Here is a 17,850-nt window from a genome sequence, read left to right as displayed (position 1 = left end):
ATTAAAAACTCATTGTTTATTTATCAGATGAAAATGGGCTGTTGCATTCGTCATCAAAAATCCAAATATTACTGTCATCGATACGAATATTTACATTAGCCCAACCCTTTCCATCAGTATATAAAAGCATCTTATCCTTATCTTCTTCCGAAACTCGTTTCAATAAGTCATTTAAAGTCATATCAGCTATCCCCCATTCATAATTTATTTAAAAACTATCTTTCATTTAGACTTTCTCGTATGTCTTTTCAAATATATCTGGCTTACAAGGATAGATTTCACCATGTACACCTTTAATAATCCAATCACCAGGCGATGCTTTCATAGTGCCTTCTAATGTCTCAATGTCCATTTCTTTATCAATTTGATATGCTTCTACTACAACTGGTTTCTTTCTATATTTCATATAGTTACTCCTCGATTTCATATTGTCATTGCCTTAATGTGAAGATCAGTTATCCATTGCATTAAACCCTCAAAGGTTGGATCACGTTTTTCAAGATAACAATTAATCATATAGTTTTTAAGATTTTCACCAACATCAGCAAGCCAATCTAATCCAAATTCTTCTGCATATGCATCCTGCTCATAGCCTTCTAACATATCCGCCATTTTCTTTGCAGTCATTTTTGTCATTCCGCTACCTCCTCCATGTTTCTTCCTCTTGATTTCCAGATGCTAAATCTTCCGTTTTCCCCATCGGTTTATAGCACTGTTTGCAATAGGCTTTTGTTCCTCCGTGATACGACAGGCCATCATGCATAGAGCCTTGTTCTTCTTCTAGGTCACCAATAGAGTTGTAGTATATGTGAGCCGTTCCAGTTATTCTTTGCTTCGTAAAGAATCCGCCATCGCTCTTGCAATGAGGACATACGATTTTATTTGTCATTCCACTTTCTCCCCTCTTTCTGTTTAAAATCACGATTTCATCTAAACTGATAAACCAGAGTGTCGATCATTCATCATGATTTTAATCAATTTGTTATTTCTCATTTCTTCTTTCTCTTTAAGAATGGCCTCCTCATTAGCTGCCAGCTTCATTTTCAACTTAACGTTTTCTTTAATCAATTTCTTCATATTGCTCATATGTATTATCTCCCTCAAGATGTGTGTTATTTATATTCAAACAATATCCCTTCATCAGTCTTTGGTATCTGTGAGCACTCATTTGAATTTGGTTTATAACCAACATAAATGAATTCTTTATCTTCGTTTAGGATTTCGTATTCCTTGTTCTTTTTAAACACTGGGTTGTTCGAATCGTCTGCAAAAGCAATGTCTTTCTTAAAGATTACTGAGTCCATGCCTTTCACCATCCTTCTTATTTTGCTTATGGGCGATATATGAGTTCCAGCTGCAGTTCTCAAAGATGTTTATGTCTGCTTTGAGATGCATCTTAAACCAGATAAGATTGAACTTCGCTGTTCGATATACATAATATATGTAATTTGTTATTTTAATTATTAACACTTTCATCCCCTTTAATGATTTTCTTGATATCTTCAATCTTGCATACTACATCAATTACATCAAATTTGTAGGCATCTTCATCTGTATAACGAAATTGTTCTGCAGCTTTCTCTAAATAACGCATCGCTTTAATATTTCTTAAATTGTAATTTGTTTCTGAGTCTTTTCGTTTCAAGAGTAAATCTAAAAGAATGTCTTCAAGTCCTTCAACGCCTAATTCTTCAATATAATTATTGTTCAATTTATATAACCCCTTTTATTTTTAATCTACCCACTCAGAATCATCAAATGGCTCTAGATCAGCTTTATTTTCCCATCCTTCAACGAAGATTGTTTCATTGTCTCTATGTTTCAAAAGGTAATCCGCTAATTCCTCTATAGTTCTAACCGATGTTTCTTCCTCGATAATATCTAAAACAATATCTCTAGCCATTAAATTTGTAACAACTGCTTTCATACCGTCCCTCCCAATTCCTTTGAAATAATCCTTTTATTTTAATCAATCGCAGATACTTCAACTACAGTAAAATCTTCAATTTCAACGTTTAACTCATCGTCTTCAAAATGAACAGTCTTTACTGGTGTAACAATTTTTCCGTTTTCTATCCAAATATCTTCTCCATTCTTATTCATTGTAAAACTCACCTCCTAGCTAGGCGTATAGTAAATGTCTAATTGAAAATCATATTGCGGATACAGTCTCCATATTTCATGGCCTAAATATCTATTCTGAGCATAGTATAAGCAGTTTGATGTACCGCTCTTGCTCCCATCATAAATCGCTACAATACTCTTACTGTGATCCACCATGTACTCATTTCTTCTACTTAGCTTTGCGACTGAGTATTCTCCAATTGGAACTGTATTGTCTTTGTAATTTTCAATTTCATCAACTTTGATTACTTCATCAGCTTTATCTAACATCTTTCTGTACCAAGCCTGTTGCTCTGTAGACCATTTCTTATCTTGATTTTCAAATGGCACCACAACAATATTTTTGATGTGAGGATACTTTTCTTTCATAATATGTACACACCAGAACGCAGCAGTATCAGCTCCTAAAGCACCACCTGTGATAAATCTATTGCTTTCATTTTCTTCAATCACTTCTAGTAGCTTTTCTTTTAACTTCAACATTGTTGGATTCTTCATGTCATATCCTCCTAATTTTTGTGGACGATGACCTGTGAAGCACACTGTTTTATGTCTTATTTTTTCACTTTCTTCGAAGATACGCCTTTCTTCTTCTTTCGCTTCCTCTTGCTGCTTTATCCACTTAGGATCAGACATTTGTTTAGATAATTTCTTGAAATTGATTGGCAATTCATCAACTCCTTTCAATAAGCTATGGAATATTAGCTTAGTAATTTCTGCAATGAATCAATTTCACTTTTTAAATTTTTGATTTCTATTTCAAGCTTCTTTTTTGTTTCATGATGCTCTTTCTCTTCGAGTTCAATCAACTTTTCATATGAATGATACGGCTGGTTGCCAATCCAAATTGAGTATTCTTCTGTTTCTGGTAAGTAGTTAACTGTAAAACATTGTGGATGATAATCTACGTCTTTAAGGAACCCAATAACATCATCCCATTTCTTCAAACGGTGATACATACTCATACAAGTCTAACCCCTTCCCTTAAAACAGTCTTTTTATTCAATACCTGCTTTTAAACAACCATAAGGAATAAGTAACAAACCAATTCCAAGGAACGGTAAAGTGAAAATAGCCTCAACAAATCCTTTAGAAATTAGATAACATAAAAACGCAGTAGAAGAAGTTACAATAAATGAACCCAAAAACACATACCTCATATAGCATCTCCCTTTCCTCTTTTTCTTTCCTCCATCAAATATTTAAAACGTCAACTCAGTTACTTAAGCCATTTACGTCCATCATTACTTGTGCGATATTTTTTTACCATGTCAATCCAAAAATCTTTATTCTTTTTAAACTTATTTGTAGATATATAAAGTGTGTTCCTCCATGTCCCAAATTCAACAAATGGCTTAGGATCGGATAGCGTTTTCTTGGGAATCAATTCAAATCTGCTTTTTCTGAAATTTGAACGATAATAAAAACCTTTATCAGTGATTTCAAAAGCTTCGTCTATCTGCAATTTATTATCCCAGGTGATCTTCGTAATCGACTGCATTTCCCTTTCCTCCTTTTCAATTAAAATGCATCTTTTATTTACTATTCAAGCTCATCCATTGCTTTGTTGGCCAACTCATCTGCCTTTTCATTCCCTGCATCTCCACTATGTCCTTTTACTTTTAAGAATGTGACTGACGCTTGATTCTTAACAAGCTCGTTTAATTCCATCCAGAGTTCCTTATTTTCAACTGGTTTCTTGTTTGATTTACGCCAATTGTTTTTAATCCAATTCTTCATCCAGCTTTTCATACCATTTACAACGTATGCAGAGTCTGCATAAACCTCAATATGTATGTTATTTGTCTTTATGTGTTTTAAAGCTTCAATTACGCCTGTAAGCTCCATCACGTTGTTTGTTGTGTTTAGCTTGCCGCCTTTCAATTCAACTTCTTTCCCTTTATATGATAAGACTGCTCCCCAGCCTCCAACATTTGTTTCGTTTTGGTTCCCTCTACAACCGCCATCAGTGTATACAATTACTTTTTCCATAGCTCTCTCCTCCTTAATTAAACAACAAGTATAAGTTTTTCAGCAGCTCTAGTGATAGCTGTATAAAGCCATCTATGATGTGTTTTATGATTTAGTACTTCGTTTATTACAACAACATTGTCCCATTGTGATCCTTGAGATTTATGACAAGTGATTGCGTACCCAAAATCAAAACGATTGTAATCAGATTCATCATAGGGCAATAATTTAAAGCCTGGATTCCCTATTGAATCATTTGGAATATAAAGTTCTTTGAAAAGTTCATCTGTAAAGTCTGGCCTAAAATCAATAACTGTTGACTCATATTTAGGATCCCTTTTAATTTCATCATTGCTGTATACTTTATGTACATAACCAGTCATTCCATTAACTAGTGAATAATCGTTGACTGATTTCTCCCAATCGTTCTTCAGGCATATCAATTTATCGCCAATCATTGGATAAATTGAGTCGAAACCTAAAAGTTCCCTAATCTCACCGTTAATATGTGACCTTGTTTTATTGAACCCACAAATAATTTGATCAGCAGTTTTATACAGTCTATTTTTATGAGCTTCCCACGTTGATTTATCAATAACCACAACTTCTTTATTTTCGCCATATACACCAGGTTAAATTTTTTGTTTAGTTCTAGCCATCATGGACAATTTAATTATAGGGTTTTCAGCTGCCTGTCTATGAATCTCAGTAAGGGTGAAATCTGGATTGTTAAACATAGTCATGAAATCTTCAATTCCATCTTGTGATACAGGTGGTAATTGTCCTGTATCTCCTATGAATAGAATTTTGATACCGAATGACTTCAGATCTTTCATGATCTTACCATCCACCATTGATGCTTCATCAATTACAATCAGCTTTAAATGAGATAATTCGTTTTTTGATTTTCTCTCTAATTGCAAGTCACCATTTCTATCTGTTCTCACGTTGTAAATAAGTTTATGTATTGTACTTGCTGTATACTTCCCATTTGCTTTTCTTGTTACCACCAAGGACGCTTTGCCTGTATAACAAGCAAAAGCCACTTCGCTATCTTTCATTTGTAATTTTTTAATTATGTACTCAACCAATGTTGTTTTTCCTGTCCCAGCATATCCAGCCAAGAAAAATGATTTCTTTTTTGAATTCTTAAACCAGTCTTCAATAATCCTTACAGCTTCCTGTTGCATCTCTGATAACTCAAATTTCTTAGTCGATATACTCTCCTCCTTAATAATGTTCAACAATTACTTTCCCCTTATTTATAAAGAACTGATTACCGTTATCTAAATGAATCCAGAACGCCTTCTCTGGCTCTTCACGATAGTCATAGATAGAATATATCTTAGCTCCCATGAAGCCCTCTACACTATCTCCAATGGAATATGAGACATCTTCATCAATAAATCTAATTGACTTAATCAATGTATCCCTACTTTCAGCTTCGCCATTTGCAATATTAAACATCTCAGTTATCATTTCTTCAGAATGAATGTAATTTGTATTTTTAATTTCGAAAAAATATTCCTTTACGATATAGCATTCACCTCCTAGAGTCTAATTAAAACTTACATTTTATCTTCTTTAGTTGCTGCTTCATATATGTAGAGCAATTCATATCCGTACTCAATAATTGAGTGAATATCTCCAATAGCTTCAGTCTTACCTTTTTCCAAGTTTCTTTTGAAATTAGAAATCGAACACTCAATCTTTTTTAACTTTGATTCTAATATTTCCAAACAGAACTCCTTTCTTATTAATGTATGTTATTTGTATTTTAATAGTACGACACTCTTCCTTTCATTGTCAATAGATATTTGTTATTTTTGTTTCACTTATTTACATAAAAATAAGAGCATTATTTGCTCTTATGACAGTTTAAAAATTGTTTCATTAATTTTATCCCTCAGCTGTATCAAGTCTGAGGGATTCATTGTTATCGCAATACTATTTTCTTTCCCCGAGAATACAAGTTCAAAGGCGATTTCCATGTCACTTAGTTTGTCCACATTGATTTTTAGATTAATATCCTGGTAGTCTTTTCTCTTAATAATGACATTTGCCATATTTAGCTATCTTCTTTCCAATCCGAAAGCAAGTTGCTTACAATCTTAGATGTAGGATTTATGTTATTTTAGGTTTAATCTATTTCTTCAACATCTTCTATTAATGTGATATCCAAACATCCAGATTCTAATTTTATTTCTTTGTCTCCTATTTTCAATATAATATCTGTTGTTAGCTCGAACGGTGAGATTACCAATTCCGCTTTTTTATACGCAGCCTCAGTATTTTCAACATCTTCAATATCTAAAAATGTATCAGCGCTTATAACGAAGCAGGTTCTAAACTTAGCCATACTCATTTCTCCCTATCTGATTAGTCTCCTGCAACATAAAAGGAACATGTGTTCTGTTTCTTGTTTTCATTATACATCTAAGCTCTAATATTAGCTACAGTATTTTTTTCTTTTTTTATTTCACTTTGATTGGTATGATATGTAATAGAGCTTGTACATTTTAACAACAAAACTGGAGGTTGTCCGATGTTAAATGTAGAGATCGGGCAATGTCATATTCCTAAGCTTCTAAAGGAAAAAAACTGGACACAGGCTGACTTGGCACGTGCCACTGGCCTGACACCACAAAGCATCTTTCAAATAATTAATCAACCTGTAGACATCCGCATTAAAACAGCAGCGAAGATCGCTATGGCTTTAGGATGCAAGATTGACGATTTATTTGAGTTTAGGATACGACATTGATTAACTGAGACAATGGTCTCAGTACACCTCCATTATCAGCGAATTCGCTGATAAGACTATACTACTATAAGCATAACAGGTTGTATACGCAATATTTTGTCTTTTTTTGTCGAATAGGGAAATTATTTAGAATTTTTCATAAAAAAGAGACAAATCATAAAGATTTGCCTTCTTTTTTAAGTTCATCTGCGTAATATTTTCTTATGGTTTCCTCATTCATGAATTCTCTTCGATCTGAGATGATTTTTTGATTTAAATCAGTTGTTTGGACTTTCCTATCCTCATATATTTCATTAAGAGCTTTTCTGTCCAACTCTTCCCCTTTTAATATTAGCTTATAGCCCTCATATAGAAGGCCTGACTTAACTATACCGATAGGTCTTAAAAATGAAAAACCAAAAATTTCTTTAAGGTTTCTAAAAGTAGAACTTACTACAGTTCTTGAAGCTTGTCCTTGCCCAATCGCATTAGTCAGTTTTGTTTTTATTACATATTCATTATCAACTAAACTTAATGATGGCTTTCTAAGCCTTGGTTTCCCATTCAATGGTCTATATTCTGTTTCAAGGTTTGCTTCAAGACAGTCTTGCAAGGTTGCTTTCTCTACTTTTATTGTTCTCTCACCATTTTTTGAATCATGTACAGTTAGCATATTATTATTATTTAACGCTTTTTCTATATCACTTCTTGTAAGACTGGTCATTTCACTTGCCTCGTAACCTAATATGCCCTCAAAAAGCAATCTAAACAAGGCTCTATCTTGGGCATTAATTAATTCTTCGCACATTTTTTCCAATTCGTTTTTAGTTATATATAGTTTTAATGATGAATCTATACATGACAATAGATCATTGGTTTTTATCAACCTAGCTAAATTATTACTCCCTTTTGTAACACCGTTTGCAATCGACCAATCTATATAAGTTATCATGGTGTATAAGAATGTTTCCAAAGATGCAAGAGAAGTTGAATACATCGCTCTTAGCACATTCAAAATTTCATCAGTTGTGAAATCAAATAAGTCTTTATCCCTTATTTTTTCTTCTTTTTGTGAATGACTAAATAAAAGGGAGGCTTGCTTTAGTTGACTATCACTACTTAATGTATCTAAATAAGTTTTCTTAAACTCCTCGTTATACAAAGCTATACACCTTCTACTTCGTTCAATTTGTATTGAAAATATTTAATAACATGTTTTTTACTGTGAGTTACTTCATTCTTTTTATTTAGAATTTTGTGTTCTTTTAACTCTGGATTACTTCTAATAAAGCTAAGTCTCATTTTTTTAATTATTTGTTGCGTCATTGATGCACTAATACCAGAAGTGTACATGAAATATGCTATTTCCATGAACCCAACCAAAATGTTTTTATTTATTACAATAGTTTTTTTGGCTTGCTCAAATTTGTCTCCTAGAAATTCTTCGTAATACAGCTCAGTTAATTCATCAAAGAATTCAACCAAAAAGACACCAATTTTCCTTACAGCTATTTGATCTTTCAGCAACTTAGGGAATTTTGTTGCCTCTATTGCACTTACTACATCATTTAAGGAATATAAATAATCTGATTGAGTTGCAATCACATCATGATCTAAACTTATTCTTTGTCCAATTACACTGTTGTCTCTAATATGAGTAACAACTTTGTTCACAGGATTTTCTTCGTTCATTTCTTTTAGTTTCGATAGTCTAACTGGAGTCATTGTATTATGTTGCCCAAATAACTGCCTAGCAACTTTTTGAGTTACGTTGTAAAAGTCCACTTTCATGTATTTGTCATCAAAGTTGCCAGACCTTGCTGCTTTAGAAATACCAACAATACGATGATAACCATCAATTACATCAACCAGAGTATCTGTCATCACCGTCAAACTTCTTTCATGTGGATCGTAAGAGATCTCGATACCCTCAGACGATGAGCCAAATCTTGCATTAAATATTAATGTTGAACTTATTAATGTACCATCAATTGCTTTTTGAGCAATCTGCTCTACCGCTTCTTGGTTAAGCTCAGGAATAGGTATTTCACCACCTAAGAATTCAAAATTCTTGGTCTCACTAGTTCTCTGAGTTCTAGGGTTATATTGAAGCAAATGATTCTCATACATTTTTGCTATTTCACTTCTTTTAAGTAAGAAAGTAAAATTATTGTCATCAACTTTCGTAACATCTTCAAAGGTTATAGGAAAACTAATCTCATTGTTATTTTGCGAAAAGCCTTCCCATGTTGTTTCAATTTCTTGTATTATTCTTTCGGGAAAATAATTTACTGGATTAATCTTTTCATCTTTAGTCACTTCATATATTCCTGAAGCTAAAAGATATTTTTCTTCTTTCCGAAGTGCTTCCTGTCTCCCAAATCTAATTATAAGATTCATTGTTTCTCCAGGTGAAACGCCTTTATGAGAAAGAACATTTTGCAGTCTTTCTCTAAAATGTTTGTCATGTTTATTTTTTTGCAATAACACTTCTATAGTTTCGTTTAGAAGCGCATCTTTTTCGTCATCAAAAATCACTAGCTTGTTCATTTAATACACCTCTTCTAAAACAAAAATAACAAACAAATTATATTAAATCAATTTATAGTCATAAAATTAATCTAAATGTAAACTTACCTCACAAATTCTAGGAACTTTTGCATAGTTCCCCTATCTGCTTTACGAAAAAAATTGACAAAATCCTCTTTTGTGGCACTTTCAATCAATGTAAAATCCACTTCTTTATCCATCAATATACCCGCAGAGTTTTCGATGTTGTCATTTTTAGTTAAATATCTCAATGGAGTCTTAGGATCTTTATGATTCCCTTGATTCATAGCAACTCGTATATCTTTGCCAGACTCTTCATAAGCTATATCAATCCCAACTCCCTTTAAAGAGTGAGGTTTAAGGTTTCTTGATGCAGGTATACCTAATCTATCCAAAGCTCTATTGAACGATTCTCTGTAAGATCTTGATGTCAATCCACCAAACACTAAATCATTCTCCATGCAATTTTGGTTTTTTAATTGTTGCAGATCATTCAAAAAATTTTCATGAAGGCCAGTTGAAACTACATACGAACCCTTGTTCAACGCTTCAACTTTATACAATTCACCATCAACTTTCTTGATATCCATCCATCTAACAGTAAGTGCATACTCAATCCTAAAAGAAGTACGAATTAGAAATTTGGTTAGCAGCTTCTTTTTTAAGCCATTCTCCCGCTCTAATAGCATGTTTTCAGCAATTCTCTCTGCTTCAGTTTGGGTTGTTTTACCGTAACTCTTAGATATTTCTTTTAGCTTTTTTGTTGATCCAAATTGACTTAAATCAATTAAAGAAGAATAAGTACTAACAGTCTTAAGAAACTTGTATAAGCCTTTAACTGATATCATTTTACGGTTGATTGTTGTATTAGCTAAACCTTCTTCTTTCAGATGTTTCCTAAAATTGATTAAGTCAATTGAGGTGATTTCAATATCTTCGGAAGTTAAAAACTCTATTCCAATAGTGGGTTTAAGAAAGCCAAAGAATTGTTTAATATCACCATAATAATTAACTGCTGTATTTGTCTCAAACAATTTATGTCTCCGCTTTGTTTTAGAAAAAACATCAATATTTCCTACCGATCCTTCATCATCAATCTTTTTTAGATATGTCATAATATCGTTATACACCGTGTATTCCTTTAGTGGAATTGCTTTAGAATTCATTTTTCTCCCTCCTTCACATTAATTCTTCAATCGTTGAATTAAGAACAATCGCTATTTTTGCCATTTCAATTAACCTAGCCCCTTCAGGATTAGATATAATTTGTTCTAGTCTTTTCACTGAAATACCTGATTCAGCAGCTACACTATCTATAGTTTTGTTCGATTGTTCTATAATATTTAATAAGTTATTAGGCACTGGCACATCTCCTTCGAATGCTTATGTATCTTAGATGACCTGGCCATTGATGTTAATCTTATGTAGTGATAAAATATTCAAATTCATACTCAACAGATTTGCGAAGCTCCTTAATGAATTCCATTCTTTTCATATAGGCTGCGAGAAGATCTCCAGTGTAAGTGTTTGTCAATACGGTTTGATTAAAAGAAAACTCATCTATTTGTTTTAAATACTCAAATACAGCTTGTTTAACCTTATATAGATCAACTGGTGAATTAATTGATAAACTTAGGCTGCGTAAATATACAAGTTCTTCTTTTAAGCTGTTGATTATTTCGTATTGATACTCAATGTCCGCACAGCTTTTTTCTGGTGATGCAATCACTGGCCTTACCTCCTAACTATTCAATAATTTCAAATATCCTGAAATCATCGATCTTCTAATTTGTTCTTTTTTGATTTCTTTATCTATGTTATTTTTGTTTTCTTGGTGATTAAACCATTCTCCCCCGAATTTATCTATCTTACGAGCATAAACAGTTTTATTGAAATTTATAACATTGTCTTTTCTAGCAGCTAACATAATTCTCCTCCTAAATTACATATTTCCGTATGTCTTATTTATAGTTTAATGGATAAAAACTTATATGTAAAGCTTTTTTCACGACAAATAGCACATTTTCAATGTGCTTTTGTAAGATCATTATTCAATTTCGGAAAAATTGGCATATTGTCTTAAAAATACAAAATGACGCAAACCCCTAAAGGGTTATACGTCATATTATGTACAACTATTATTCATTAGATTATATATTGTCATTCTTAAAATTTCAAGAAAAAGGGGATATTTCTATCCCTTGACTACAAACGATTACTAAGCTCCTCTAGAAGCAGATGATGTTGACACTTTTTCAGCATCCATAGCAATTGATTGCTGTGTACCAGAGAATACGCCTGCTACTGCTGCAACTAAAACTAAAGCCATAACTAATTTCTTCATATACCTCACCTCCTTTCAAGCTTAAAACTCAAATAGCTAAAAGTTCTAAAATTTCATTTTCTACGCCCATATTTTTTAATTTAATTAAAGGCAGTTTAACAAAATATTTATCATCTGATTTCTTGAAATGTTTAACTGATTTCAAGAAACACCCTTTGTCTTTATAGAATATGCCTTTAACATAATAGAGGAACCCTAAATCATTGTCATGCATAGTAGTTGAGTCTAATTTATTAAACACATCCATCATTTTATCTGTCTGATCATTAAGCATAAAGTGATGTGCAAGTTCTATAAAATCAGAATCATTTTTCGGTTCCTGTTCGAGGTATTTATTTTCTTTTACTCCCCAAATGTTTTCTAAGAATGCCAAAGCCGATGTAAGTTTATATTTATGGAAGCTATTTTTTGCGAATTTCAACCCGTTGATATAATATGTTTTTGCTTTCTTATAATCATCAAATACATAAGAATTACCGCAGGTAAGATGAGCAAACACTTGAAATCGATTCACCTTAACATCTTCGGTTATAATCTGTTCACAGTAGTCTCTGAGAGGCTTTAAATTGTTGTCGTTTAAAAATACGTTGGCCATAAGCAGCAAATACCTTGAACTAAAAGAGTCTTTAACATACCCCTTCTTTAAATTAGAAAGATCAATATATGCTGATGTACTTTTCATCAGACCAAACTCACCTGAGTTTAGATATTCATATAATGTCATCATCCTTGCAAATACAAACATTTCTTCACTCTTGATTTTTATAGTACCAGTTTCTTTGATAGCAGAAGTTAAATCAATTTCACCTTTTGTGAGCATTCTATGTATCCGATATACATTCCCCCACTCTTTGCTTAATGCGTTGCTGGCGCTGCATAATTTAGCAACAAGTTCATCTGTTTCTTCGCCAAGTTGATTAGCATCTAAATATTCTACAGCTTGTCTAGCAGCTGACTTGTTAGGGTCGAGTGTTGTGATATAGGTGCTAATTATTTCAATTTCTCTTTCTTGATCAACTTCTCTAACTAAATTTATAAGATTGCTCAAGTCATCCATCTCTTTGTTAGAGCTATTTAAAAATTTGTAAAGGCCAGTTCTATCCGAATAGCCCGCTATCTTAGCTAGTTTCATAGCCAAAGAAGAATCATCTTCACATTTATTTTTTATGTATGTTTTAAGATTCATATAACCCCACTCCCTACAATAAATTTACTATAATTTCAATTCATTGTCAACTAAATATTTGTTATTTGTTGTTTATTATAAGGAGTTTAATTTTGCTTGATCATATACTATAATAAACACTTAAATACTGGATCTGAGGAGAAATTAAATCATGTTGAAAGAAATTGATCTTGATAAGATTTACGACATACGAGAATATCCTGATAAAAATAGTGGCCGCTGTGACAATTGCGATACTGCACAATTCAAGTCTACAATATCCAAAGGGGAATTTATTCGTAAATGCGCCAAATGTGGAATGAAAAAGAGGGTTTAATCCCTCCTCCACTCTTATCCTCCTGGACGAATATCAGCCATTAATTCACCCCCCCCCTATTAGCCTCCTACTTTAATTGCTTCAACAATCATTTGCAATCACCTTCTAAATGAAATACTTCTTTTATTTAATTTCATCTACTCTGTTTTGCCAGGGTGAACATCTTCAGGAGAATTATTATTGCTATCTTCTACTTCTACATTTAAATCTCCAAATAGATCATCTTTAGTGAATTCGGCTCTTGCTATGCCAACCGATTCTTTGAAAAACTCTTTGTGATTTGAGAAGAAATTTTCTAATAACTCGCAGCATTTAGCTATTCTTTTAATTAATTTTTCAGTTTCTTGCAGAGACATGTGTATTTCATAGTGCATAATTTGATTTCTTTTGTTATTTAAATATTTAGTCTCTTTTTTTAATTCATCAGGAATTTTCATTTCACAAAGCAACTCCAACCTATCAATCGATTCGCTATATCCGACGGTCTGTATATTTGGAGAAGCTTCAAAGATATTGTCTTTGTTTTCATCGGTCATCTTTTTCTTTGCTTTCATATATGCGTCCAAGTCTTTAAAAATAAGATACTCATTTTGTTCTTTTAGTAAATATTTAAATAGTAATTCTGTTGCGTGATTAATAGAAAGAATGGCATCCTTAATATGATGCTCAGCACCTTCACCACCAGCCAATTCATTTCCTTTTTCTAATGAAACATAAGTAGCTGCTAGTGAATCAACTGCATTACGGTATAGAGTGTACCTCATATCATCAAACCTTTCGTATAAAAGAATGATTTTATTTTAATAACTTTTGTCTCTCCTTTAATCTTCTATAAATACTCCACCCAAAATAATTGTATTTATACGCATTGCTACACCGCTCTATATAAGTGCTATTTTAGCATATAGCTGGTCGATACTCACCAATATTTTCTGTTATTTTCCTCTTCGGATTCCTAAAATTCAATTTTACACCTCATAAAACAGCCTAAGTTTCTAAGCTTTATTTTAAGATAATACTTTTAAAAAATTAGAAGAAGCAACTCCTAGAGTTAGGTTTAAAGTTGCTTTTGTGTGTAAATATCCCCCTTTTTAGATGTGGGAAATTAGTAATACATTGAATGAAACAATGACAAAGAGCGTGTGAATTAAATACTGTTTCTTCTAATTTATGTAAAAATTATTTCATTTTGTGATATCCTCACTATTGAAAAATGATTAGAAAGGAAGTATTCCAATGAAAAAGTTTTTTGTTAAGATGTTGCTAGTTCTCATATCAGCAGCAGTATTTATTCCAACTACAGCTACACATGCAGCAGACAAGATTGAACAGAAAGAAGATTTGGTAGTAACTATCAATCCTACTGAGCTTCAGAAACAACTTGCTTTAAGAGATGTACCTTTAGAAAAACAAGAAGCATTGCTTCAAGCATTTAAAGCTATTGAAAATGCTAACAATGATCCACTTGCTACTACAAATGGCCCTAAGGGTGCAGCTATTAAGGCAGCAATCAAAGTAATTAAAGGCTTAGTAAATAACGACTGGGCAAAATGGGTTTTACAGCAACGTTTTGGAAAAGAAGCTGTAAATGGTACTGTCAAAAATGCTAACAAGATCATTAAAGAATTAGAAAAAATTATTGATACTCCAAAAAATGCAGCTGGTAGGGCTCGAAAAGTTGTTTCTGCAGAACTTAAAAAACATATAGATTCGGGTGTAGCTGATACAATCGGACTTGTTGTTGAATACATTGTTCTCACTGCTGATTTACTCATACTTTAGATAAAAGGATGGTGACTATATATGTCACAAAATCAATTTATTCAGTTCCAAAAAGCCAATGGTTTAGACGATGAAGATGTTCAATTCCTTATCACTCTCTCAGGGGCATTTTGCACCTGTGAAGAAGAAAACAAAAAGGCCTATGACATAACAAGGACAGCGTTTATTAGACACTTTGGTGAAGAATTAAACCTTTCAAATATTGAAGGAAATACTAGAAATGAATATGAAAAGATCATCAATCAATTTCTAAGCAAGAAGGATAAAAAAATCAATGTAGATGAACTCTTACAATCTTTTTATGCTGCAGATATGATGGATGGATTAAAAAAGAAATTCAATTAATGGCCTTCGTAAGTAAATTGTGTGAAAAGGGGAGCTTTATATATGCTCCTCTTTCTTATTAAAAACATCATTTTATTTAACTTTCTGTTCCCCATCTTTAATCAATTCTTTTGTAGCACCCTGCACACGTTTATATTCATTTTGGAGTTCTTTATTATTATTAAATTCTTTAATTCCTTTTAAGAATTCATTATGTTTCTTCTCAAAAGCATTTGTGTTAGCTAATTTTTGTTTTAATTGTTTTCCAATTGGCACAGTCCATACCCCTTTTTATGTAGAGCTCAGTAATTTAATTTGTTGTTTAAATATTCCTCTACGCTGCCTTTAAAACCTACATACCCTTCTTCAAGTTCATCTAAAATTTGCTCTTGATCCGCCCAGCTTTTAAACATTTTGTGCATATACGGTTTTTTCAGTTCTTTCCTAATTAAATCCCTCACACAATCCACCTCTTATGTATATGTAATTTATAAATTAACTTGAATAAACAAATGCACAAAGCAGCATAATGGCCAATAGGCTAAATACAGCAACACTGATTAAATCATCCCGCCGTTTTAATAACCGCTCCTGGATCACTTTCATACATAGCACACTCCTCTATGGATTTTTATTATGCTTTCTCGACTTTACCATTCATTTTATAAGAGAAAAAATAGGCTTGTTTCATGCTCTTAAACTTCCTAGCATCTTTTTTCAATGGTGTGGATGGATCTAAGTTTAATCCAGCAATATTGATATAACCTTTTTTAAAGTAACCGCCATTTAACCTAACAACCCACATTATTTATCACCTTTCAAATATGTGTTATTTATTTGTTTAAAACTCATGTTTTATCGAATTTAATTCTCTTATATTATCAGTTTTTAATAATTCCATTACTTTATTAAGCTCTTCATGCTCTCTTCGTATTACAGGTAAGCCAATATCAACTGAACATGTGTATAATTCATCTATTAACTTTTCAGAAGCTTCAATGTCATCACTTATAAGTTTTTTTACAACAAAATTAATCAACTCTAATTTTTTAAAAATGTCTTTTTCTCTTTCTAAACGTTCCTTTGTATTTTGATATTTTCTTTCTGAAATTGAAAAGCCTGTTTTCCTTTTTAATGATTCTTGACAACGGTTAGACTCCGTATGGAAATAAAAATACACAATCTCATCAATGTCTTCTTGAGATGTCCCAATTTTATTTAAAAGCTGACGTGCAGTTACTTCATCAACGTTCTTAATTCGACCACTTTCTATTTGGCTTATATAGGCATCCCCCTTGCCTAATTCTCTGGATAGATCTCTAGCGTTGACTCCCATTTCCTTTCGATATGATTTGAAAAACACTCTGAAATATGGAGACCTAAGTAAAGTTTCAATCGTAATCATAAAGCCCTCCCCTTTTTAAATCTATGTCTAATTAAAAGAAACATTTTATTTAATCACTCCTAGTATTCATAGGTTCTGCCACCATTTCAGCACATTTATAGCAATAAACAGGTTCAAAATAATTATCAACATTAGTCGGGTCAGCATCCAAGATTTTACCGTCTTTTACACCTCGTTTGTTCACTAGCCAATTCAAAACACTTTTTACATGCAATGTGCGGAGACTTAATAATATTCTTTTCATCCAAACCTGTTTCAAGAAAATTTTCACTTCGATCATGTTCACCACACATAGATTTATCATGACTACCTGTGTATGCATGGTACTTTGATTTTGGATGAATCCAATTGTGATCTGCCTTTTTACTTTTAGTCGGTGGCAACTGCCACACTCTATTTAAGATATCACTCACTCCTTTCTGTAAAATCAACATTTTATCAAGATATATAACCTTCTCTTTTTAAAACATCAATAAATTTATTTAACCTCTTTTGACCTGCTTCATTAAAATCACCTGTAACATTATTAATAGGCGACATTGAAAAGTCGATTCCATATGTTATATGAGTATCATAACCGTTTCTATTTAGTTTTTCAGAGTATATGCCGTATTCCTCATCAAATGATTTATTACTTGTACATGAAGTTGGCTTTACCTTTGTGTATTTTGGGAATTTACTTACTAGAGAATGAGCCTTATCTTTTGAAGCTAAGCCATACAGTGTTATTCCGCACGATTTTTTGAAGTGTTCTCTTATTGATTCTTCAAATGGATTAATTGGATTTTTAAAATTTCTATATACAAACTTCAACATCACCTTAACCTCCTGTATAAAATTAGAATTTTATTCGACTATTCCATATGCTTTGTATATTTCTTCTTTCATACTATGCCCTTGCCGCTCTTCTTCTTCACCAATCTCTTTAAATGTCATTGTGAACTCATCAATAAGTCTAAAATTGATTTCGCCGACTCCTTCCTCGTCAATTACATCATACATTTCATTTATTGAGTATTTTACCGTTCCTTTTAAACCATCAACATCTGCATCTAAAATTCTTTTAATTACTTGCTCCATAATTTTTACATCCCCTTTTTTAAAA

38 protein-coding genes are annotated in these 17,850 nt (G+C 32.3%); 4 read left to right on the top strand and 34 right to left on the bottom strand.

The window, feature by feature from the left end; all coding sequences use genetic code 11:
• Positions 1-16 precede the first annotated feature (16 nt).
• The 18 genes from C6Y06_RS20170 to C6Y06_RS18420 all read right to left on the bottom strand — a co-directional run bounded on the left by C6Y06_RS20170 (position 17) and on the right by C6Y06_RS18420 (position 6,454).
• A complete protein-coding gene (locus tag C6Y06_RS20170) occupies positions 17-181 on the bottom strand; it encodes a hypothetical protein (protein ID WP_167364616.1) in 165 nt (54 codons plus the stop codon).
• A 45-nt stretch (positions 182-226) separates the two neighbouring features.
• Entirely contained in the window at positions 227-406 is a 180-nt protein-coding gene (locus C6Y06_RS18490; RefSeq protein WP_106037437.1) for a hypothetical protein, read from the bottom strand.
• A gap of 17 nt (positions 407-423) precedes the next feature.
• Positions 424-636, bottom strand: coding sequence for a hypothetical protein (locus C6Y06_RS18485; protein ID WP_106037436.1), 213 nt, complete (start codon positions 634-636; stop codon positions 424-426).
• 4 nt (positions 637-640) lie between these two features.
• Positions 641-889 (bottom strand): hypothetical protein, encoded by a 249-nt coding sequence (locus C6Y06_RS18480; protein ID WP_106037435.1) that lies wholly within the window; start codon positions 887-889, stop codon positions 641-643.
• Between the two features lie 41 nt (positions 890-930).
• Positions 931-1,086, bottom strand: a complete 156-nt coding sequence (locus C6Y06_RS20165) for a hypothetical protein (RefSeq protein WP_189288410.1) — start codon at positions 1,084-1,086, stop codon at positions 931-933.
• A 26-nt stretch (positions 1,087-1,112) separates the two neighbouring features.
• Positions 1,113-1,304 carry a hypothetical protein gene (locus tag C6Y06_RS18475; protein WP_106037434.1) on the bottom strand — a complete coding sequence of 64 codons (192 nt, stop codon included), beginning with the start codon at positions 1,302-1,304 and terminating at the stop codon, positions 1,113-1,115.
• Positions 1,305-1,456: 152 nt separating this feature from the next.
• Positions 1,457-1,711 (bottom strand): hypothetical protein, encoded by a 255-nt coding sequence (locus C6Y06_RS18465; RefSeq protein WP_106037432.1) that lies wholly within the window; start codon positions 1,709-1,711, stop codon positions 1,457-1,459.
• A 21-nt stretch (positions 1,712-1,732) separates the two neighbouring features.
• Positions 1,733-1,927, bottom strand: coding sequence for a hypothetical protein (locus C6Y06_RS18460; RefSeq protein ID WP_106037431.1), 195 nt, complete (start codon positions 1,925-1,927; stop codon positions 1,733-1,735).
• Between the two features lie 38 nt (positions 1,928-1,965).
• A complete protein-coding gene (locus C6Y06_RS20160; RefSeq protein ID WP_189288408.1) occupies positions 1,966-2,103 on the bottom strand; it encodes a hypothetical protein in 138 nt (45 codons plus the stop codon).
• Between the two features lie 15 nt (positions 2,104-2,118).
• Complete coding sequence (locus C6Y06_RS18455; protein ID WP_223251487.1) at positions 2,119-2,793, bottom strand: SLOG family protein; 675 nt, start codon at positions 2,791-2,793, stop codon at positions 2,119-2,121.
• Between the two features lie 32 nt (positions 2,794-2,825).
• Positions 2,826-3,089 carry a hypothetical protein gene (locus tag C6Y06_RS18450; RefSeq protein ID WP_106037430.1) on the bottom strand — a complete coding sequence of 88 codons (264 nt, stop codon included), beginning with the start codon at positions 3,087-3,089 and terminating at the stop codon, positions 2,826-2,828.
• Positions 3,090-3,343: 254 nt separating this feature from the next.
• Positions 3,344-3,625: a hypothetical protein gene (locus C6Y06_RS18445; protein ID WP_106037429.1), complete on the bottom strand. Its 282-nt coding sequence runs from the start codon at positions 3,623-3,625 to the stop codon at positions 3,344-3,346.
• Positions 3,626-3,666: 41 nt separating this feature from the next.
• Positions 3,667-4,116 carry a ribonuclease HI gene (gene rnhA / locus C6Y06_RS18440; RefSeq protein WP_106037428.1) on the bottom strand — a complete coding sequence of 150 codons (450 nt, stop codon included), beginning with the start codon at positions 4,114-4,116 and terminating at the stop codon, positions 3,667-3,669.
• A gap of 17 nt (positions 4,117-4,133) precedes the next feature.
• Complete coding sequence (locus C6Y06_RS20410; protein ID WP_223251486.1) at positions 4,134-4,697, bottom strand: ATP-dependent DNA helicase; 564 nt, start codon at positions 4,695-4,697, stop codon at positions 4,134-4,136.
• A 30-nt stretch (positions 4,698-4,727) separates the two neighbouring features.
• Entirely contained in the window at positions 4,728-5,339 is a 612-nt protein-coding gene (locus tag C6Y06_RS20405) for an ATP-dependent DNA helicase (RefSeq protein ID WP_223251485.1), read from the bottom strand.
• Positions 5,326-5,562, bottom strand: a complete 237-nt coding sequence (locus C6Y06_RS18430) for a hypothetical protein (RefSeq protein WP_106037427.1) — start codon at positions 5,560-5,562, stop codon at positions 5,326-5,328. The genes C6Y06_RS20405 and C6Y06_RS18430 overlap by 14 nt, the downstream gene beginning before the upstream one ends.
• A 101-nt stretch (positions 5,563-5,663) precedes the next feature.
• Positions 5,664-5,834 (bottom strand): hypothetical protein, encoded by a 171-nt coding sequence (locus tag C6Y06_RS20155; RefSeq protein WP_189288406.1) that lies wholly within the window; start codon positions 5,832-5,834, stop codon positions 5,664-5,666.
• Positions 5,835-6,235: 401 nt separating this feature from the next.
• On the bottom strand, positions 6,236-6,454 hold the full coding sequence (locus tag C6Y06_RS18420; RefSeq protein ID WP_106037425.1) for a hypothetical protein: 219 nt from the start codon (positions 6,452-6,454) through the stop codon (positions 6,236-6,238).
• A gap of 186 nt (positions 6,455-6,640) precedes the next feature.
• Between C6Y06_RS18420 and C6Y06_RS18415 the strand changes: the two genes are divergently transcribed.
• Positions 6,641-6,859 (top strand): helix-turn-helix domain-containing protein, encoded by a 219-nt coding sequence (locus tag C6Y06_RS18415; protein ID WP_044141742.1) that lies wholly within the window; start codon positions 6,641-6,643, stop codon positions 6,857-6,859.
• Positions 6,860-7,013: 154 nt separating this feature from the next.
• Here C6Y06_RS18415 and C6Y06_RS18410 read toward each other — a convergent pair whose 3' ends face one another.
• The 8 genes from C6Y06_RS18410 to C6Y06_RS18380 form a co-directional block, all read right to left on the bottom strand.
• Positions 7,014-8,000 carry a phage lytic cycle repressor MrpR family protein gene (locus C6Y06_RS18410; RefSeq protein ID WP_106037424.1) on the bottom strand — a complete coding sequence of 329 codons (987 nt, stop codon included), beginning with the start codon at positions 7,998-8,000 and terminating at the stop codon, positions 7,014-7,016.
• Between the two features lie 2 nt (positions 8,001-8,002).
• Positions 8,003-9,388: a ParB N-terminal domain-containing protein gene (locus tag C6Y06_RS18405; protein WP_106037423.1), complete on the bottom strand. Its 1,386-nt coding sequence runs from the start codon at positions 9,386-9,388 to the stop codon at positions 8,003-8,005.
• A gap of 83 nt (positions 9,389-9,471) precedes the next feature.
• Complete coding sequence (locus C6Y06_RS18400) at positions 9,472-10,554, bottom strand: tyrosine-type recombinase/integrase (protein ID WP_106037422.1); 1,083 nt, start codon at positions 10,552-10,554, stop codon at positions 9,472-9,474.
• Positions 10,555-10,567: 13 nt separating this feature from the next.
• On the bottom strand, positions 10,568-10,750 hold the full coding sequence (locus tag C6Y06_RS18395; protein WP_106037421.1) for a helix-turn-helix domain-containing protein: 183 nt from the start codon (positions 10,748-10,750) through the stop codon (positions 10,568-10,570).
• A 58-nt stretch (positions 10,751-10,808) separates the two neighbouring features.
• Complete coding sequence (locus C6Y06_RS18390; RefSeq protein ID WP_106037420.1) at positions 10,809-11,117, bottom strand: hypothetical protein; 309 nt, start codon at positions 11,115-11,117, stop codon at positions 10,809-10,811.
• A gap of 12 nt (positions 11,118-11,129) precedes the next feature.
• Positions 11,130-11,315, bottom strand: a complete 186-nt coding sequence (locus C6Y06_RS18385) for a hypothetical protein (protein WP_024428225.1) — start codon at positions 11,313-11,315, stop codon at positions 11,130-11,132.
• A gap of 291 nt (positions 11,316-11,606) precedes the next feature.
• Entirely contained in the window at positions 11,607-11,732 is a 126-nt protein-coding gene (locus tag C6Y06_RS20475) for a hypothetical protein (protein WP_254966001.1), read from the bottom strand.
• A gap of 28 nt (positions 11,733-11,760) precedes the next feature.
• A complete protein-coding gene (locus tag C6Y06_RS18380) occupies positions 11,761-12,918 on the bottom strand; it encodes an AimR family lysis-lysogeny pheromone receptor (RefSeq protein WP_106037419.1) in 1,158 nt (385 codons plus the stop codon).
• Between the two features lie 151 nt (positions 12,919-13,069).
• Between C6Y06_RS18380 and C6Y06_RS20150 the strand changes: the two genes are divergently transcribed.
• Complete coding sequence (locus tag C6Y06_RS20150) at positions 13,070-13,234, top strand: DUF8096 family protein (RefSeq protein WP_189288404.1); 165 nt, start codon at positions 13,070-13,072, stop codon at positions 13,232-13,234.
• A gap of 137 nt (positions 13,235-13,371) precedes the next feature.
• Here C6Y06_RS20150 and C6Y06_RS18375 read toward each other — a convergent pair whose 3' ends face one another.
• The gene (locus C6Y06_RS18375; protein WP_106037418.1) at positions 13,372-13,998 is read right to left on the bottom strand and encodes a hypothetical protein; all 627 of its coding nucleotides are present in this window, start codon (positions 13,996-13,998) and stop codon (positions 13,372-13,374) included.
• Positions 13,999-14,470: 472 nt separating this feature from the next.
• On the opposite strand from C6Y06_RS18375, the gene C6Y06_RS18370 reads away from it, so the two are divergent.
• Positions 14,471-15,016, top strand: coding sequence for a hypothetical protein (locus tag C6Y06_RS18370; RefSeq protein WP_106037417.1), 546 nt, complete (start codon positions 14,471-14,473; stop codon positions 15,014-15,016).
• A gap of 21 nt (positions 15,017-15,037) precedes the next feature.
• Positions 15,038-15,361, top strand: coding sequence for a hypothetical protein (locus C6Y06_RS18365; RefSeq protein WP_106037416.1), 324 nt, complete (start codon positions 15,038-15,040; stop codon positions 15,359-15,361).
• Positions 15,362-15,433: 72 nt separating this feature from the next.
• On the opposite strand, the gene C6Y06_RS18360 is transcribed toward C6Y06_RS18365, so the two are convergent.
• The 7 genes from C6Y06_RS18360 to C6Y06_RS18340 form a co-directional block, all read right to left on the bottom strand.
• The gene (locus tag C6Y06_RS18360) at positions 15,434-15,616 is read right to left on the bottom strand and encodes a hypothetical protein (RefSeq protein ID WP_106037415.1); all 183 of its coding nucleotides are present in this window, start codon (positions 15,614-15,616) and stop codon (positions 15,434-15,436) included.
• Between the two features lie 26 nt (positions 15,617-15,642).
• A complete protein-coding gene (locus C6Y06_RS20145; RefSeq protein WP_189288402.1) occupies positions 15,643-15,801 on the bottom strand; it encodes a hypothetical protein in 159 nt (52 codons plus the stop codon).
• 173 nt (positions 15,802-15,974) lie between these two features.
• Complete coding sequence (locus C6Y06_RS20140; protein ID WP_189288400.1) at positions 15,975-16,145, bottom strand: hypothetical protein; 171 nt, start codon at positions 16,143-16,145, stop codon at positions 15,975-15,977.
• 36 nt (positions 16,146-16,181) lie between these two features.
• On the bottom strand, positions 16,182-16,745 hold the full coding sequence (locus C6Y06_RS18355) for a helix-turn-helix domain-containing protein (RefSeq protein ID WP_106037414.1): 564 nt from the start codon (positions 16,743-16,745) through the stop codon (positions 16,182-16,184).
• A 49-nt stretch (positions 16,746-16,794) separates the two neighbouring features.
• Positions 16,795-17,025, bottom strand: coding sequence for a hypothetical protein (locus C6Y06_RS18350; RefSeq protein ID WP_106037413.1), 231 nt, complete (start codon positions 17,023-17,025; stop codon positions 16,795-16,797).
• A gap of 158 nt (positions 17,026-17,183) precedes the next feature.
• On the bottom strand, positions 17,184-17,561 hold the full coding sequence (locus C6Y06_RS18345; protein ID WP_106037412.1) for a hypothetical protein: 378 nt from the start codon (positions 17,559-17,561) through the stop codon (positions 17,184-17,186).
• Between the two features lie 30 nt (positions 17,562-17,591).
• Entirely contained in the window at positions 17,592-17,825 is a 234-nt protein-coding gene (locus tag C6Y06_RS18340) for a hypothetical protein (protein WP_056704517.1), read from the bottom strand.
• Positions 17,826-17,850 lie beyond the last annotated feature (25 nt).

Source organism: Bacillus sp. MZGC1, assembly GCF_002998605.1.
In the GTDB taxonomy this organism is placed as follows: domain Bacteria; phylum Bacillota; class Bacilli; order Bacillales; family Bacillaceae; genus Bacillus.
The sequence above is the reverse complement of the archived record's forward strand: the minus strand, read 5'-3'. Positions and strand labels throughout refer to the sequence as shown.